Genomic DNA, 15,157 nt, shown 5'->3' with positions numbered 1-15,157 from the left:
CATGGCCATCAACCACCTTGCGCCCGACCAGACCGAGCAGTTCGCCGACAACATCGTCGGCTTCGCCCGCGCGTTGCGTGCAGCCAGCATGCCGGTCGGGCCGGGGGCCGTCATCGATGCCATGAGCGCGCTGCAGGTGATCGACATCGGCAACCGCGCTGACGTCTTCACCACGCTGGAGGCGATCTTCGTCAAGCGCCACGAGCATGCGCTGATCTTCAGGCAGGCCTTCAACCTGTTCTTCCGCGCCTCAGAAGAATGGAAGCACATGCTGGATTCGGTGCCGTTGCCGGAGCAGGCCAAGAAGAAGCCGCAGGCCGGCGCCCGCCGCGTGCAGGAGGCGATGTCGCAGCCGCGGATGACGGAGACGCCGCAGCACCAGGAGCGGGATTTGCGCCTGTCGGTCTCCGACAAGGAGATCCTTCAGAAGAAGGATTTTGCGCAGATGAGCGCGGCCGAGATCACCGAAGCGCTCCACGCCGTCGAGCGGATGCGGCTGCCGCAGGCCGAGCTTCTGACGCGCCGGCACCGGCCCGATCCCCGCGGGCTTCGTCTCGATTTGCGCCGCACGCTGCGCGCGTCCTTGCGCACCGGCGGTGACATCATCGACATCCATCGCCTCGGGCGCATCGAGAAGCCGGCGCCGATCGTCGCGCTGCTCGATATCTCGGGCTCGATGAGCGAGTACACTCGCCTGTTCCTGCATTTCCTGCATGCCATCGGGGACGCGCGAAAGCGCGTCTCGGTGTTCCTGTTTGGCACCCGGCTGACCAACGTCACCCGTGCGCTGCGCCAGCGCGACCCCGATGAGGCGCTGGCGAGCTGCTCGGCCTCGGTCGAGGACTGGGCCGGCGGCACCCGGATTTCGGCCTCGCTGCACAACTTCAACAAATTGTGGGCGCGGCGGGTGCTGAGCCAGGGCGCCATCGTGCTGCTGATCTCCGACGGGCTGGAGCGGGAGGCCGATTCCAGGCTCGCCTTCGAGATGGACCGGCTGCACCGGTCCTGCCGGCGACTGATCTGGCTCAACCCGCTTCTGCGGTTCGGCGGCTTCGAGGCCAAGGCCCAGGGCATCAAAATGATGCTCCCGCACGTTGACGAATTCCGCCCGGTACATAATTTGAGTTCGATCCAGGAGCTGATCACGACGCTCTCCCGGCCGCTGCCGCCGCATCACCGCAGCCTGATCCGTTCCGCAGCTTGAGAGGTTAAGCCATGCTCGATCGCGACGAGGATATTCTGAAGGCGGCGGAGGATTGGCAGAAGGCCGGCCGGGGCGTCGCGCTGGCCACCGTTGTCGAGACCTGGGGCTCGGCGCCGCGCCCGGCGGGCTCGAGCCTCGTCATCAACGATGAGGGCACGTTTCTGGGGTCGGTCTCCGGCGGCTGCGTCGAAGGCGCCGTGGTCACCGAGGCCATGGACGTGATCCAGAGCGGCAAGCCCAGGATGCTGGAGTTCGGCGTTGCCGATGAGACGGCCTGGAATGTCGGGCTGTCCTGCGGCGGCACCATTCGCGTCTTCGTCGAGAAGGTCGGTTAGCCGTGAAGCTCGCAATCCTGCACGAACTCAATGCCGAGCGCGCCGCGCGCCGGCCGGCGATTTTGGTGACCGACACCGAGAGCGGCGAGCAGCGTCTGGTGAAATCCGCGGATTTCGCCAAGGACCCGTTGCGTGCCGAACTGGACAAGCAGCTTCGCATGGGCAAGAGCGCCAGTGTCGAAGCCGGCGGCAAAAAGCTGTTCCTCAACGTCTACGCGCCGACCGCAAAGCTCGTCATCGTCGGCGCGGTCCATATCAGCCAGGCCTTGGCGCCGCTGGCGCGCTCGCTCGGCTACGACGTCACCGTGGTCGATCCCCGCACGGCGTTTGCGAGCGCGGAGCGCTTCCCTGACATTCCCCTGGTCGCCGAATGGCCCGACACGGCGCTGCCGCCGCTCAATGTCGATGCCTACACGGCTTTCGTCGCGGTGACGCACGATCCGAAGATCGACGATCCCGCGTTATTGCACGCCTTCGAGCGCAACTGCTTCTATATCGGCGCGCTCGGCTCGCGAAAGACGCATGCCAAGCGCGGCGACCGGCTGCGCGCGCAGGGCGCCAAGGACAGCGACATCGCGCGCATCCACGCGCCCATTGGGCTGGCGATCGGCGCTGTCTCGCCGTCCGAGATCGCGGTGTCGATCATGGCCGAGATCACGGCGGTGCTGCGCCTGCCTCCCAAAGAAAAAGAAGAAGCGGCATGAAATTCGGACCGGCGAGCCCCAAGGATGCGATCGGCGGGGTGACAGTCCACACCCTGCGCCAGGGTCCGCTGGTGCTGAAGAAAGGCACGACGATCGGCCCGGCCGAGGTCGAGGCGCTAACGCGCGCCGGCATCAAGGACGTCGTGGTGGTGCGCATGGAGGAGGGCGACGTCTCCGAGGATGTCGCCGCCGCCAGCATCGCGCTGGCCGTCGGCGGCGAGGGCATTCATGTCGAGCGCGCCTTCACCGGCCGCGCCAATCTGTTCGCCGCGCGCCCGGGCGTGCTGGTGATCGACCGCGCCGCGGTCGACCGCATCAACAATATCGACGAGGCCATCACCTTTGCGACGCTCTCCGCCTACAAGCCGGTGGTCGAGGGCGAGATGGTCGGCACCGTCAAGATCATCCCGTTCGGCGTCGAAGGCAATTTGCGCGATGCCGCGGTGAAGGCGGCGGGCAGGGACGTGCTGAAGATCGCGCCCTACGTCATCAAGCGCGTCGGCGTCGTCTCGACGCTGCTGCCGGGCCTCTCGTCGAAGGTGATCGACAAGACGCTGCGCGTCACCGCCGAGCGGCTCGCGCCGGCCGGCGCCAGCATCATTGCCGAGCGGCGCGTGCAGCATGAGGAGCTGGCGCTGTCGGCCGCGATCAAGGAATTGCTCGGGCTTGGTGCGGAGCTCGTCATCGTGTTCGGGGCGTCCGCGATCGCCGACCGCCGCGACGTGATTCCGGCGGCCGTCACCGGGATCGGCGGCGAGATCGAGCATTTCGGCATGCCGGTCGATCCCGGCAATTTGCTGCTGATCGCGCGGGCCGGCGGGGTGCCGGTGCTGGGCGCGCCGGGCTGCGCACGCTCGCCGGTCGAGAACGGTTTTGACTGGGTGCTGATGCGGCTGCTCGCGGGCATCAAGGTGACGCGTTCCGAGTTGATGGGCATGGGCGTCGGCGGCCTCCTGATGGAGATCGTCACGCGGCCGCAGCCGCGCGCAGAACCCGCGATCGAGGGCAACAGCCAGGTCGCGGCCATCGTGCTCGCGGCGGGCCGCTCGACCCGGATGGGCGGACCGAACAAGCTGCTCGCCGAGCTCGACGGCAAGAAGCTGGTGCGGATCGCGACCGAGCAGGCGCTGGCCTCCAAGGCCTCCGAGGTGATCGTCGTCACCGGCCATCAGACCGAGCTGGTCGAGCAGGCGCTGCAAGGCTTGAAGGTGAAATTCGTCCGCAATCCGGATTTCGCCGGCGGCATCGCGAGCTCGGTCAAGGCCGGCATCGCGGCCGTGCCCGAGGCTTGCGACGGCGCCGTGGTCTGTTTGGGCGACATGCCGTTGATCGATGCCGGCCTGATCGACCGTCTCATCGACGGCTTTGCGCCGGACCGGGGCAACCTCATCGTCGTGCCCGTCAGTGATGGGCGTCGCGGCAATCCCGTGCTGTGGTCGCGCCGCTTCTTCAAGGAATTGATGACGCTCGACGGCGACGTCGGCGCGCGCCATCTGATCGCCAAGCACACCGAAGCGGTGGCCGAAGTCCCCGTGGATGGCGAGAGCGCCTTCCTCGACATCGACACGCCGCAGGCGCTGGAAGCGGCACGGCGGGGATAGTGCCGTAGGGTGGGCAAAGCGACTTGTCCGCCGTAGCTCGTAGAGCGAAGGCGGAAGCGTGCCCACCAATTTTGAATGATGGTGTGGATGGATGGTGGGCACGGCGCTTTGCGCCTTTGCCCACCCTACGGCACTCTCATTCGTTCGATTTCACCCCTCGTTCACCATCTGGAAACGTCCACCGCCTAGAGTCCTCTCCACCTGCCTTGGGGGGAGGGGCTTTTCCATGGCTTCGAATGTCGTCGCGCGCCGTTGCGCGATGTTTTTCTTTGCGCTGTCGGTTTGTGTCGCCGGCGCTCGCTACATCACGGATGCGCATGCTGCCGGTGCGTTTGCGGTCGGCAAGTGCGGGGCCTATGGCCAGGCTTTTGATTACGGAGCCGAGCGCGAGGCCCGTGCAGCGGCACAGAAGCAGTGCAAGGGCGACTGCACGACCGTGACCATGAAGCGTGCCTGCGCGGCGATGTCGGTCGATATGGCCAACCCGTGCGGCGCGTATGGCTATGCCGTCAAGCCGAAGATCTCCGCCTCGCTCAACGCCGCCACGCGCGAATGCTACAAATACGGCGGCAAGGAATGCGTGATCCGCGCCTGGGCCTGCGACGCCAAGGGTTGAATTTCTCTTGCTGTCATTCCGGGGCGATGCGCATCGAACCGGGAATCCATTCGTCCACCGACTCTGTGGCCCGATGGATTCCGGGCTCGCGCCTTCGGCGCGCCCCGGAATGACAGTTCGAGGTATGCATGCAGCTCGACACCAAGATCGCGGTCGTGATCCGCACCGATCTTCAGGCCTGGCAGAAGCTCAACGTCGCGTCGTTTCTCACCAGCGGAATTGCCGCGGCCTTTCCGGACTGTATCGGCGAGCCCTATGAGGACGGTTCGGGCACGAAGTACCACGCGCTGATCGGCCAGCCGATCCTGATCTACGGTGCCGATGGTGCCGCGCTGTCACGCGCGCTCGACCGTGCGCTCTCGCGCAATGTGACGGCGGCCCTTTACACCGAGGACATGTTCAAGACCACGCGCGATGCCGCCAACCGCGAAGCGGTGAGGGCGGTTGAGCGCACCGATCTCAATCTCGTCGGCATCGCGATGCGCGCCGAGCGCAAGGTGATCGACAAGATCGTCGACGGTCTGAAGTTCCATAGCTAGCGGTACTTCAAGCAGCCTCGTCTTCGCGGTGTCGTGATGGTTCCTACGACGGATAAACTTGCGTTCTTTGACTCCAATCAAGGGTGCGCCGCCCGGCATCGCTAGTCTGCTCTCTGTATTGCAATGGAGCAGACACATGCCGACCATGAAAGCCGCCATCGTCAAACAATTCGGCAAGCCGCTGGTGATCGAGGACGTGCCGGTGCCGCAGCCCGGTCCCGGCGAGGTTTTGGTCAAGGTGAAAGCGTGCGGCGTCTGCCACACCGATCTGCACGCAGCTTCCGGCGACTGGCCGGTGAAGCCGGTTCCGCCCTTCATTCCCGGGCATGAGGTGGCGGGAACCGTCGCTGCACTCGGGCCAGGTGTGAAAAATCTGAAGGTCGGCGATGCCGTCGGCGTCGCCTGGCTGCACGACGCGTGCATGGCTTGCGAATATTGCGAGACCGGCTGGGAAACGCTGTGCGAGCACCAGCACAACACCGGCTACAGCGTGAACGGCGGCTTTGCCGAATATGTCATCGCCTCGGCCGCCTTCGCCGCAAAGCTCCCGGCAACGATCGATTTCGCCGCCGTCGCGCCGATCCTGTGTGCCGGCGTCACCACCTACAAGGGATTGAAGGAGACCGACGCTCGGCCCGGCGAGTGGGTCGCGATTTCCGGCGTCGGCGGGCTCGGCCATGTCGCGATCCAGTACGCCAAGGCGATGGGGTTCAAGGTCGCAGCCGTCGACATCGCCGAGGACAAGCTCAAGCTCGCACGCGAGACCGGCGCCGATCTCGCGGTCAACGCGCTGGAGGCCGATGCGGTGGACAAGGTTGTGGCAGCAACCGGGGGCGGGGCCCACGGTGTGCTGGTGACGGCGGTCTCGACCTCGGCGTTCGCGCAGGCGCTGAAGATGGTGCGTCGCAAGGGCACCGTCAGCTTGGTCGGCCTGCCGCCGGGCGAATTCCCGACGCCGATCTTCGATGTCGTGCTCAAGCGTATCACCGTGCGTGGCTCCATCGTCGGCACCCGCAGGGATCTCGACGAGGCCATCGCATTCGCCGCGGACGGCAAGGTCAAGGCCGAAGTAGCCAAGGTGCCGCTCGCGGAGATCAATAACGTCTTCGACCGGATGAAGGCCGGCAAGATCGACGGCCGCATGGTGCTCGACTTTGGCTAGAGCGTTTTCGAGCGAAGTGGATACCGGTTCGCGTAAGGAAAACGCGTCAAGACAAGAATCTAGAGCCCCGTTCCGATTCCATCGGAACTTCCATCGGAACGGAAGTGGCTCTAGTGCCTCACGCTGGCGGCATGCCTGCGAATTTCGGCAGGTCGGGATCGAGACGATCCCAATCGTACCCGCGCGCCGCGTAAGTGACCACCTGCGGCTTGTAGCGGGCGGGCTCGTCGAGGCTTGCGGCGCGGATGGTGAAGATGTCGGGCATTGCGGCGAAGGTCATGTAGACCGGCAAGCCGCACTGCGTGCAGAAACCGCGCGTCTTCACGTTGCCGCTGTCGCCGACCATGTCCCAGTGCTTCGCCTCGCCCGTCACCGTGACGCCGGCACGCGCGAAGGTCATGTACGAGCCGTGGCCGCCGCCGCTTTCGCGCTGGCAGTCCCGGCACTGGCAGTGATTGCTGAACAGCGGCTCACCCAGAATCGAATAGCGGATCGCGCCGCAGGCGCAGCCGCCGGTAAAAGGCCTGGTCATCGAAAGATCTCCCACTCACTTCTCGCCACTGATCTCGTCGAGCTGACGCACGACCTTCTTCCAGCCGCCGCTCATGACCGTGTAGGCGGACTCGTTCCTCGGCATGACGAAGCCCGCATGCACCAGGCGGATCCGCGTGCCGGCTTCGACCGGGGTGAGGGACCACGTCACGACGGTATCGAGCGGCGCGCCGTAGCCGGTGTTGCGTTCGTCGCCGCCCTTCCAGGCGTAGACGAGGCTCCGGTTCGGTACGACTTCCAGAACCCGGCAATGGATAACGCCGTCCCAGTTGCCGCCCGGCGTTGTCTGGAAGGTGAAGGCCTTGCCTTCGACGGCTTCGAAGCCGGTCGGCTGCATCAGCCAGCGCGCGATCAACTGGGCGCTGGTCAGCGTCTTCCAGATCGTCTCGGGCGCGTGAGGGAAGACCTCCTCCAAAACAATGTCTTGGACGATGTCTTTTGTTTCGGCTCTGAACTCGGCTGCACTCACGAATCGATCTCCTTCAAGAGGTCACGCAGATTCTGGAAGCGCTCGCGCCAGAACACGCCGTAATGGTCCATCCAGGTGACCAGCGGCTCGAGTCCTTGCGGCGCGGCTCGGTAATAGACGTTGCGGCCCTCGGCGCGCTCGGCGACGAGGCCGGCCTGCTTCAGCGACTTCAAATGCTGCGAGATCGCGCCCTGCGTCACGCCGCTGCCGCGGGTGAGTTCGGCGACGCTGATCTCCTTGCTCTCGAACACGCGCTCGAACACGGCACGACGGGTCGGATCGGCGAGGGCGCGCATCACGGATGTGACGGGATTTGGAGCGGCTTCGATCATGAGCATTCAATTAGCAAACGCTAATGCATTAGTCAATGCTAATTTGTTTGTTTGCGTAAGGCTGGATCGCTGTCTTGACTATGACTGACCGGTCAGTCATAAATGAGGAATGACCAAGAAGCCAACCAAAGCAGCCACGCCAACCGCAGCTCGCGCCGATGCGAAGGGCCGTGCGCCCGCCGACGCTGCGCCCACTTCGAACCGTGCCACGCGTGCGGCCGAGCGTCGGTCGGCCATCGTGGAAGCGGCGATGGAGGAGTTCATTGCGCGCGGCTTTGCCGCGACGCGGCTCGACGACATCGCCAAGCGGGCGGGCGTGGCCAAGGGCACGATCTACCTGCACTTCAAGGACAAGGAATCGATGTTCGAGGAGCTGGTGCGCACTGTGATCGTGCCTGTGGTGGCCAAGCTGAATGCGCTGCCGCCGCCGACGGGCTCGGTGCGCGATCTCGTCGAGGCCTTTGCCGGTAACTTCCTCAAGGAGGTCATCGGCACGAGGCGCGGCGATCTCGTGCGATTGATCGTGGCGGAAGGGCCGCGCTTTCCGTCCGTCGCCGATTTCTACTATCGCGAGGTCGTCTCGCGCGGGATCGCCGGCATGCGCGCGCTGATCGAGCTCGGCATTGCCCGCGGCGAGATCCGCGAGAAGAACCTCGCGCGCTATCCGCAGATCCTGGTCGCACCCGCGATGATCGCGGTGATCTGGCAGAGCCTGTTTGCACGGCACGCGCCGCTCGACGCCCAGGACATGCTGCGCGTCCATCTCGATCTGATTTTTGGCGAACGGAGGACGACATGAGGTCGTCACGAAGCATCTCTCACCTCATCCTGAGGAGCGCGGAACGCGCGTCTCGAAGGATGCAGGCTCCGCTGTGGCTCCTCGCCCTTCGAGACGCCGCTTCGCGGCTCCTCAGGGTGAGGGGTCGACAGCAGCATCTGCCGCGGCAAACGACCCTGTTTTCGGTGCGTCTGTCGCGGCTTTGTTCGATCGCGGTTCTGGTGCTTGCAACCGGCCTTGCCGGCTGCAAGGACAAGCGCGATCCCGGATTTCAGGGTTGGGTCGAGGCCGACATGATCTTCGTCAGCCCGGACGAAGCGGGCCGGGTGACGAAGCTCAATGTCCGCGAGGGCGACGAGGTGAAGGTCGGCGATGCCCTCTATTCCGTCGACGACGATCTCCAGCTTGCCGACCTCAACCAGAACAAGGCGACATTAGCTAATGCGCAGCAGACCTATGATCGCGCGGCCTCGCTGAACAAGACCGGCTCCGGTACGCAGGCCAATCTCGATTCCGCGGTGTCGTCCTTGCGTGTCGCCGAAGCGCGGGTCGCGACGTCGGAGACGCGAATGGCGCGGCGCAGGGGCTTTGCCCCCGTTGCCGGCACCATCCAGCAGATCTATTTCCGCGAGGGCGAGATGGTGGCGGCGCAGCGGCCGGTGCTCTCGATCATGCCGCCCGGCAACATGAAGCTGCGCTTCTTCGTGCCCGAGACCGAGTTGCCGAAGCTTGCGATCGGCGACACGGTGCGCATCTCTTGCGACAATTGCGCGGCGGATCTCACTGCAAAGATCTATTTCATCGCGACCTCGGCCGAATACACTCCGCCTGTCATCTACAGCCTCGATGAGCGCAACAAGCTGGTCTATTTGATCCAGGCGCGCCCCTCGCGGCCCGATGCCCTGCGGGTCGGACAGCCGATCGACGTCTATCTCCATCCAAAAACGCCGGTGGCGGACAAGCGATGAACGGCGGCAACGGCATCGCGATCGACGTCAAGGGCCTGACCAAGTCGTTTGGCGGCCGCGAGGTCGTGCACGATCTGTCGATGCAGGTGAAGCGCGGCTCGATCTACGGCTTCCTCGGGCCGAACGGCTCGGGCAAGACCACCACCATCCGCATCCTCTGCGGCCTGCTCACGCCCGACAGCGGCGAGGGCACCTGCCTCGGCTACGACATCCGGCGCGATGCCGAAAAGATCAAGCGCCAGGTCGGCTACATGACCCAGCGCTTCAGCCTGTACCAGGACCTCTCGGTGCGCGAGAACCTCGAATTCGTCGCGCGGCTCTATGGCCTCGCCGATGCTCGCGGCGCCGCGCGCGACATGATCAAGCGGCTCGGGCTGTCGGGGCGCGAGGAGCAGCTTGCGGGCGAGCTCTCCGGCGGCTGGAAGCAGCGGCTCGCGCTTGGGGCCTGCACGCTGCCCAGTCCGAAACTGCTGCTGCTGGACGAGCCCACCGCCGGCGTCGATCCCAAGGCGCGGCGCGATTTCTGGAACGAGATCCATGCGCTCGCGGCCGACGGCCTCACCGTCCTGGTCTCGACCCACTACATGGACGAGGCCGAGCGCTGCCACGAGATCGCCTATATCGCCTACGGCCATCTGCTGGCGCACGGCACGGTCGAGGAGGTGATCGCGAAGTCCGCCCTGACGACCTACACCGTGACGGGCGAGGACCTCAACGGGCTCACGGCCGCGCTCACCGGCAAGCCCGGCGTGGACATGGTGGCGCCGTTCGGTACTTCGCTCCACGTTTCCGGGCGCGACGTCGCCGCGCTCGAGGCCAGCATCGCGCCGTGGCGCGAGAAGGGCGGCCTGCACTGGCACAAATCATCGCCCTCGCTCGAAGACGTGTTCATCGAATTGATGAGCCGTTCCAAGGACAATTTCCAATGAGCGCCGCCGATCACCCCGCACCCGCGCACGAGATCCGCGAGCGCTTCGGCTTCTGGAAGCGCTCCTATGCGATGCTGGTCAAGGAGTTCATCCAGCTCAAGCGCGACCGCGTGTCGTTCGCGATGATCGTGATGCTGCCGGTGATGCAGCTTCTGCTGTTCGGCTATGCCATCAACACCACACCGCACCATCTGCCGAGTGCGGTGCTGCTCCAGGAGGATTCGGATCTTGCCCGCTCGGTGTTGAAGGCGCTGGAGAACACCGCCTATTTCCGCTTCATCTACGAGGTCCACGACGTCGACGATTTCGACAACCTGCTGAAATCGGGCAAGGTGCTGTTCGGCGTCGAGATTCCGCGCGGCTTCGAGCGGGCGGTGCGGCGCGGCGACAGGCCGGCGCTGCTGGTTGCGGCCGACGCCACCGATCCCGTTGCGGCCAGCGCCGCGCTCGGCTCGCTCGGCATGGTCGTGCAGACCGCGCTTGCGCACGATCTCTATATCGGCAATCCGCCCGAGATGCCGTTCGAGATCCGCGCGCATGCGCGCTACAATCCGGCCGCGTCGTCCAGCCTCAATATCGTGCCGGGCCTCGTCGGCACCATCCTCACCATGACCATGCTGATCTTCACCGCGCTCTCGGTCACCCGCGAGGTCGAGCGCGGTACCATGGAGAGCCTGCTGTCGATGCCGATCAAGCCGGTCGAGGTGATGTTCGGCAAGATCGTTCCTTATGTGCTGGTTGGCTTCCTTCAGGCCTTCCTCATCATCGGCATCGGTGTCGGCTTGTTCGGCGTGCCCTTGCTCGGCAATCTGTTCCTGCTCGCGCTGCTGTCGACCTTGTTCATCGCTACAAATCTGTCGATTGGCTACACCATCTCGACCGTGGTGCAGAACCAGCTCCAGGCCATGCAGATGGCGATGATGTTCTTCCTGCCGAGCATTCTGCTCTCCGGATTCATGTTCCCGTTCGCCGGCATGCCGGTCTGGGCGCAATATCTCGGTGAATGCCTGCCGCTGACCCACTACTTGCGGATCGTCCGCGCCATCATGCTGAAGGGCGCGACCATGCAGAATTTGCACTTCGACGCGCTGGCGCTGGCGATCCTGATGCTGGTCGCCATGACCATCGCGGTGACGCGCTTCCGCCGCACGCTGGATTGAGGCACAATGCCCCGGAATCGAGGGGTGGAATGGTCAGGTTTGCCAGCAGGAAGACCCGGCAACATGCCGTGATGTCGGAGGAGTTCGAGCGCGAGCTGACGCGAGAAGTGCTGCGGACCGAGCTGTTGCGGGTGAGGGCGCTGATCACGACGGGCTGCGTCATGATCCTGTTCCTCACCGCAACCTACCTGATCGACCCTGCCATCGTGAACCGGGTCTGGCGCGGGACGGAGGGCTTGGTCCGCGAATACATGCTCTTGGGGGGCTTCATCCTCTTCGAGGTCTGGGTCCACAGCCAGATCAGGCGAAACCTCAAGCTCGATCGCGACCTGCCGGTGATCAGGCGCTATATCGGCGCTCTCATCGAAACGTCGCTGCCGACGATCATCCTGATTCTGCAGATTCGCAGCATGGGCGCTGGGCCCGCGCTCGGTTTCGTGCTGCCACTGGCCTATTTCATCTTCATCATTCTTTCGACGCTGCGGCTCGATTTCTGGCTGTCCACCTTCACGGGATTTGTGGCCGCTGCCGAACTCCTGGCCGTCGCGCTGTACTACAATTCGGCCAGCGACGCTGGCGAACCGCTGATCTACTTTCACGCTGTGCGCAGCACCATCATCCTGATCTGCGGCGTGCTCGCCGGCTCCGTCGGCGCGCGGCTGCGGCGGCAATTTGCCGCGAGCATCGCGGCCGCCACCGCGCGTGATCGCGTCACCAACCTGTTCGGCCAGCACGTCTCGCCGCAGGTGGTGGAACGGCTGATGGCGGCGGGGCCCAGCGCGGGCGGCGACCTTCGCCGCGTCGCGGTGATGTTCGTCGATTTCCGCGGCTTCACCGCCAGCGCGCGGTTGCGCACCCCGCAGGAGGTGGTTGACCGGCTCGACGGTGCGTTCGCCGTGCTGGTCGACATCCTCGATCGTCAGGGCGGCATCGTGAACAAGTTTTTGGGCGATGGCTTCCTCGCCCTGTTCGGCGCGCCGCTGGAGGCCTCCGACGCCGCGCACCGCGCAGTTGCCGCAGGCCGCGAGATGCTGGCCGCGATGGACCGCATCAACGCGCAAACGAGCTGGCCGCTGCGGATCGGCATCGGCATCCATTTCGGCGAGGTCGTTGCCGGCAATATCGGCTCGCCCCGGCGCAAGGAGTACACGGTGATCGGCGACACCGTGAACTTCGCTTCGCGGCTGGAGGCACTCAACAAGGAGTTCGGCTCGCACCTGCTGATCTCCGCGTCCGTCCGCGAGGCGCTCGGCGACGACGGTGAGGACGCCGTCGCGCTCGGCGAGGTCACGATTCGCGGCTACGAGCACAAGGTGGCGGTGTTTCAACTGGGGTGAGGGGGCTCGCGTTTCGTTGAAGGCGCGTGATGAAATATCTCGCGGCGATTTCCGCTCATGTTGTCAGGACGCCGAAACCTCTCGGCTTCCGTTTGCCACGCGGAGAGAACCCATGACCCGATTGACCCTTGTCTCGGCCGCCCTGATCGCCGCCGCCGTCTATCAAACCCAGGCCGCAGCCGCCCGCGACGTCGCCCCGCGGCGCGCCTCGCCTCAGGCGGCCGCGGATTGCGTAAGGGCTCCGGCACAGGGCGCGTTTGCCTCTGCGCCCTACAAGCAGCCTCCCTGCACGCCGAGGGCAGCGAACTAACGCGCAAGGCGAGGTCGGGTTGGCAACGTCCGCCGGCCCGACCTCGCGTCGCCGGCCTCGCAATTGCGGTACCTTGGTAGTTCTTGACTCCTATCTCATCTAGTCATCTATATGACTATATGAATGCAGCTCCGCACGACGACCGCCTGCCACGCTACCAGCGCCTGCGCGACGACCTCGCCGCGCGGATCAACCGCAATGAATGGCGGCCGGGCGAGCCGATCCCGTCGGAGGCCGAGCTCGCGGCGCATTACGGCGTCGCCATCGGCACCGTGCGCAAAGCGATCGATCAGCTCGTTGCCGATACCGTGCTGGAGCGCCAGCAGGGCCGCGGCACCTTCGTGCGCCGGGCGCGCTTCAACTCCTCGCTATTCCGCTTCTTCCGATTCCAGTCCGAGAGCGGCGAGCGGCGCGTGCCGAAGAGCCGCATCATCCGGCGCAAGAGCGTTTTGGCGAATTCGGCGGTTGCGTCGGCGCTGCGCATCCCTGTCGGCGAGCCCGTGATCAGCCTGTCGCGTCTGCGCCTGATCGACGATGTACCGCTGCTCGCCGAGGAGATCTGGCTCCAGCAATCGCGCTTCGCGCCGATCCTGGAGATCGACACCGCCGAATTCGGCGACCTGCTTTATCCGCTCTACGAGGAGCGTTGCGGGGAGGTGGTGGTGTCGGCCGAGGAAATTCTGACGGTCGAAATGGCCAACGAGATGCAGGCGCGGCTGCTGCGCCTCGAAGCGCACGCACCATTGATCGTGATCGAGCGCCTCGCGCTCGATCTGGAGCGGCAGCCGATCGAATGGCGCAGGTCGAGGGGGCCGGCCGACCGGTTCCGCTACCACGCCGAGATCAGGTGAGAGCGACCTTTCAACGACATCAAGCAATAACGAATTCAAGGGAGAAACAATGTCAAACTGGTACAGCGAAAGCTCGCCGCTGGAGCGGCGCACGTTCTGGGCAAGCTTTGGCGGCTGGGCGCTGGATGCGCTCGACGTCCAGATGTTCGGCCTTGCCATTCCCGCGCTGATCGCCGCCTTCGGCATCAGCAAGGCCGATGCGGGCCTGCTCGGCTCGGTCACGCTGTTCTTCGGCGCGTTCGGCGGCTGGCTCGGCGGCGCGCTCGGCGACCGTTTTGGCCGCGTCAAGGCGCTTCAGATTACCGTTGCGACCTTTGCGCTCGCGACCTTCGCCTGCGCGTTCGCGATGACTTACAACCAGCTCCTGATCCTGAAGGCGATTCAGGGCCTCGGCTTCGGCGCCGAATGGGCTTGCGGCGCGGTGCTGATGGCCGAGATCATTCGCCCCGAGCATCGCGGCAAGGCGCTGGGCTCGGTGCAGAGCGCCTGGGCCGTGGGGTGGGGCGCAGCTGTGCTGCTCTCGGCCCTCGTGTTCACTTATGCACCCGCCGACATCGCCTGGCGGCTGCTGTTTGCGCTGGGGCTGTTGCCCGCGCTCCTCATCATCTTCATCCGCCGCGGCTTGAAGGAGCCGCCGCGCGCGGTCGCAGCCGACAAGACGCCATTCTTCGCCACGCTCTCGGGCATCTTCCATCGTGACGTGCTGCGCTCGACGCTGATCGGAGGTCTGTTTGGCATCGGCGCCCATGGCGGTTACGCGGCCCTGACTACGTTCCTGCCGACATACTTGCGCGAAGTGCGGCATCTGTCGGTGCTGGGCTCCAGCGGCTATCTCGCAGTCATCATCGTTGCCTTCTTCTGCGGCTGCATCGCGAGCGGCATCATCAGCGACCGCATCGGCCGCAGGGCCAATGTCACCTTCTTCGCCAGCGCCTGCATCGTCACCGTGCTGATCTACATCTTCGCGCCGCTGACCAACGGCGAGATGCTGGTGCTCGGCTTTCCGCTCGGCTTCTTCTCGGCCGGCATTCCCGCCAGCATGGCGGCGCTGTTCAGCGAGCTCTATCCGGCCGGCGTGCGCGGCACCGGTGTCGGCTTCTGCTACAATTTCGGCCGCATCGTCTCCGCCGCGTTCCCCTTCCTCGTGGGCTATCTCAGCGACCATATCGGGCTCGGACCGGCGATCGGCATCGATGCGGCCTTCGCCTATTCGCTGGTGCTGATCGCGGTGGTGCTGCTGCCCGAAACCCGCGGCAAGGTTTTCGAACAAGCCGCGGCGACGCGCGCCTGACGCCGGATGGGGAGCAGTC

18 protein-coding genes are annotated in these 15,157 nt (G+C 65.2%); 15 read left to right on the top strand and 3 right to left on the bottom strand.

The window, feature by feature from the left end:
- The first annotated feature begins 1 nt into the window (after position 1).
- The 7 genes from ABIB95_RS09115 (at position 2) to adhP (ending at position 6,161) form a co-directional block, all read left to right on the top strand.
- A complete protein-coding gene (locus tag ABIB95_RS09115; protein WP_354238834.1) occupies positions 2-1,204 on the top strand; it encodes a vWA domain-containing protein in 1,203 nt (400 codons plus the stop codon).
- Positions 1,205-1,215: 11 nt separating this feature from the next.
- Positions 1,216-1,539: an XdhC family protein gene (locus ABIB95_RS09110; RefSeq protein ID WP_007602422.1), complete on the top strand. Its 324-nt coding sequence runs from the start codon at positions 1,216-1,218 to the stop codon at positions 1,537-1,539.
- A 2-nt stretch (positions 1,540-1,541) separates the two neighbouring features.
- Positions 1,542-2,243, top strand: coding sequence for an XdhC family protein (locus ABIB95_RS09105; RefSeq protein WP_354076312.1), 702 nt, complete (start codon positions 1,542-1,544; stop codon positions 2,241-2,243).
- Complete coding sequence (locus tag ABIB95_RS09100; RefSeq protein ID WP_354238832.1) at positions 2,240-3,844, top strand: NTP transferase domain-containing protein; 1,605 nt, start codon at positions 2,240-2,242, stop codon at positions 3,842-3,844. Before ABIB95_RS09105 ends, ABIB95_RS09100 begins: the two co-directional genes overlap by 4 nt.
- A 226-nt stretch (positions 3,845-4,070) precedes the next feature.
- A complete protein-coding gene (locus tag ABIB95_RS09095; RefSeq protein ID WP_028158473.1) occupies positions 4,071-4,460 on the top strand; it encodes a DUF4189 domain-containing protein in 390 nt (129 codons plus the stop codon).
- A gap of 128 nt (positions 4,461-4,588) precedes the next feature.
- The gene (locus ABIB95_RS09090; RefSeq protein WP_354238830.1) at positions 4,589-4,999 is read left to right on the top strand and encodes a DUF2000 family protein; all 411 of its coding nucleotides are present in this window, start codon (positions 4,589-4,591) and stop codon (positions 4,997-4,999) included.
- A 136-nt stretch (positions 5,000-5,135) separates the two neighbouring features.
- On the top strand, positions 5,136-6,161 hold the full coding sequence (gene adhP / locus ABIB95_RS09085) for an alcohol dehydrogenase AdhP (RefSeq protein WP_354238828.1): 1,026 nt from the start codon (positions 5,136-5,138) through the stop codon (positions 6,159-6,161).
- Positions 6,162-6,279: 118 nt separating this feature from the next.
- Here the strand turns inward: adhP and ABIB95_RS09080 are convergent, their stop codons facing one another.
- Genes ABIB95_RS09080 through ABIB95_RS09070 form a run of 3 tightly spaced genes read right to left on the bottom strand, consistent with a single transcriptional unit; the run spans position 6,280 to position 7,514 of the window.
- Entirely contained in the window at positions 6,280-6,693 is a 414-nt protein-coding gene (locus tag ABIB95_RS09080) for a GFA family protein (RefSeq protein ID WP_354238826.1), read from the bottom strand.
- A 15-nt stretch (positions 6,694-6,708) separates the two neighbouring features.
- The gene (locus ABIB95_RS09075; RefSeq protein WP_354238824.1) at positions 6,709-7,182 is read right to left on the bottom strand and encodes an SRPBCC family protein; all 474 of its coding nucleotides are present in this window, start codon (positions 7,180-7,182) and stop codon (positions 6,709-6,711) included.
- On the bottom strand, positions 7,179-7,514 hold the full coding sequence (locus ABIB95_RS09070) for an ArsR/SmtB family transcription factor (protein ID WP_354238822.1): 336 nt from the start codon (positions 7,512-7,514) through the stop codon (positions 7,179-7,181). The genes ABIB95_RS09075 and ABIB95_RS09070 overlap by 4 nt, the downstream gene beginning before the upstream one ends.
- 109 nt (positions 7,515-7,623) lie before the next feature.
- Between ABIB95_RS09070 and ABIB95_RS09065 the strand changes: the two genes are divergently transcribed.
- The 8 genes from ABIB95_RS09065 to ABIB95_RS09030 all read left to right on the top strand — a co-directional run bounded on the left by ABIB95_RS09065 (position 7,624) and on the right by ABIB95_RS09030 (position 15,138).
- A complete protein-coding gene (locus ABIB95_RS09065) occupies positions 7,624-8,313 on the top strand; it encodes a TetR/AcrR family transcriptional regulator (protein WP_354238820.1) in 690 nt (229 codons plus the stop codon).
- Positions 8,310-9,260: an HlyD family secretion protein gene (locus ABIB95_RS09060; RefSeq protein WP_502917804.1), complete on the top strand. Its 951-nt coding sequence runs from the start codon at positions 8,310-8,312 to the stop codon at positions 9,258-9,260. The genes ABIB95_RS09065 and ABIB95_RS09060 overlap by 4 nt, the downstream gene beginning before the upstream one ends.
- On the top strand, positions 9,257-10,189 hold the full coding sequence (locus ABIB95_RS09055) for an ABC transporter ATP-binding protein (RefSeq protein WP_166342470.1): 933 nt from the start codon (positions 9,257-9,259) through the stop codon (positions 10,187-10,189). Before ABIB95_RS09060 ends, ABIB95_RS09055 begins: the two co-directional genes overlap by 4 nt.
- Positions 10,186-11,349 (top strand): ABC transporter permease, encoded by a 1,164-nt coding sequence (locus tag ABIB95_RS09050; protein ID WP_354238818.1) that lies wholly within the window; start codon positions 10,186-10,188, stop codon positions 11,347-11,349. Before ABIB95_RS09055 ends, ABIB95_RS09050 begins: the two co-directional genes overlap by 4 nt.
- Positions 11,350-11,378: 29 nt before the next feature.
- The gene (locus ABIB95_RS09045; protein WP_354238816.1) at positions 11,379-12,686 is read left to right on the top strand and encodes an adenylate/guanylate cyclase domain-containing protein; all 1,308 of its coding nucleotides are present in this window, start codon (positions 11,379-11,381) and stop codon (positions 12,684-12,686) included.
- Positions 12,687-12,798: 112 nt separating this feature from the next.
- Positions 12,799-12,996, top strand: coding sequence for a hypothetical protein (locus ABIB95_RS09040; RefSeq protein WP_085404340.1), 198 nt, complete (start codon positions 12,799-12,801; stop codon positions 12,994-12,996).
- Positions 12,997-13,115: 119 nt separating this feature from the next.
- Positions 13,116-13,847, top strand: coding sequence for a GntR family transcriptional regulator (locus ABIB95_RS09035; protein WP_354238814.1), 732 nt, complete (start codon positions 13,116-13,118; stop codon positions 13,845-13,847).
- A 49-nt stretch (positions 13,848-13,896) separates the two neighbouring features.
- Positions 13,897-15,138, top strand: a complete 1,242-nt coding sequence (locus tag ABIB95_RS09030; protein ID WP_085404342.1) for an MFS transporter — start codon at positions 13,897-13,899, stop codon at positions 15,136-15,138.
- Positions 15,139-15,157 lie beyond the last annotated feature (19 nt).

The organism is Bradyrhizobium sp. LA2.1 (genome assembly GCF_040547725.1).
Lineage (GTDB): Bacteria > Pseudomonadota > Alphaproteobacteria > Rhizobiales > Xanthobacteraceae > Bradyrhizobium > Bradyrhizobium barranii.
This window is presented reverse-complemented; position numbering and strand designations above follow the sequence as displayed.